The following is a 1143-nucleotide window of genomic DNA, read 5'->3' as shown; positions in this document are numbered from 1 at the left end:
TGGTCACCGGCGTGCTGCCGTTGTTATTGCTGGCCGTCAGCGTCAGATCGTCCGGCGCCAGGGTATCAACGATCACCGTCGCGCTGGTGCTGGTGCTGACGTTGCCCGCCGCATCGGTCACCGAAACGCTCAGAGTGTGCGAACCTTCAATCAGCGCTGTCGCTGGCGTGTAGCTCCAGTTGCCGCCGGACGGCACGGTCAGCGTGGTCAGCACATCACCATTGTTGAGGATGGTGACCGTGCTGCCCGCTTCCGCTACGCCGCTCAGGGTTGGCGTGGCATCGCTGCTGTAGCCGCCGTTAAGCACCGGCTGCGCGGTATCATCGTTGGTGATGACCAGCGTCGAAGCGTTCGGTGCGATGCTGTCCACAGTGAAGCTAAGCGCCGGGGTGCGGACGCTGCTGTTACCTGCCGCATCGCTGACGCCCACGCTCAGCGCGTGCGCCCCTTCGCTCAATGCAGGCGGGGTCAGCGTCCAGCTTCCCCCTGCGCTCACCACCACCGACGCGATAGCGCTGTTGCCATCGTACACCGTGACCAGGCTGCCCACTTCGGCGCTGCCGCTGAGTACCGGCGTGTTGTCATTGATGACGCTGCCGTCGCTAATAGGCACCGCCGTGCCGCTGCGATCGTTGCTGATTACCACTTCAGCGGCCACCGCCGGCGCGGTGATATCCACGGTGAAGCCGAGGGTAGCCGATGGCGTCCCCTCATCACCGCCAGGGTTTTGCGCGGTGATGTAGTAGGCGTAGCTGCCTTCAGCCAGCGTCGGCGTATAGCTCCACTGGCCGTTAGCATCCGCCGTAACGCTGGTGATTACCGCATCCGTGTTTGCGTCATAAATACGAATCAGCTGACCGGCTTCGGCAGAGCCGCTGAGCGTTGGCGTGGTGTCGCGGGTTACCGCGCCGTCTGCCAGCGTCACCAGCGTCATGCCCGTGTCGTCAGTGATTTGCAGCGTCGAGGTGGCTGGCGGCAGATCGGCCTGCACGTTAAGGCTGAACGCCGGCGTCGCCGTGCTGACGTTGCCCGCCGCATCGGTGACGGTGACGGTGAAGCTGTGAGGTCCGTTGTTGAGCGCCGCGGTCGTAAAGCTCCAGGCCCCGCCCGAGCCGACCAGCGCAGTGCCCAGCAGCGTGGTGC

General features: G+C 64.7%; 1 protein-coding gene. It reads right to left on the bottom strand.

From position 1 onward, the window contains the following. Positions 1–1143 (bottom strand): Ig-like domain-containing protein (locus tag ERD80_RS22335; protein ID WP_211145616.1); only part of this gene is annotated, 1143 nt, incomplete at both ends.

The sequence above is a fragment of the Pantoea sp. R102 genome, assembly GCF_004916815.1.
In the GTDB taxonomy this organism is placed as follows: domain Bacteria; phylum Pseudomonadota; class Gammaproteobacteria; order Enterobacterales; family Enterobacteriaceae; genus Pantoea; species Pantoea dispersa.
This window is presented reverse-complemented; position numbering and strand designations above follow the sequence as displayed.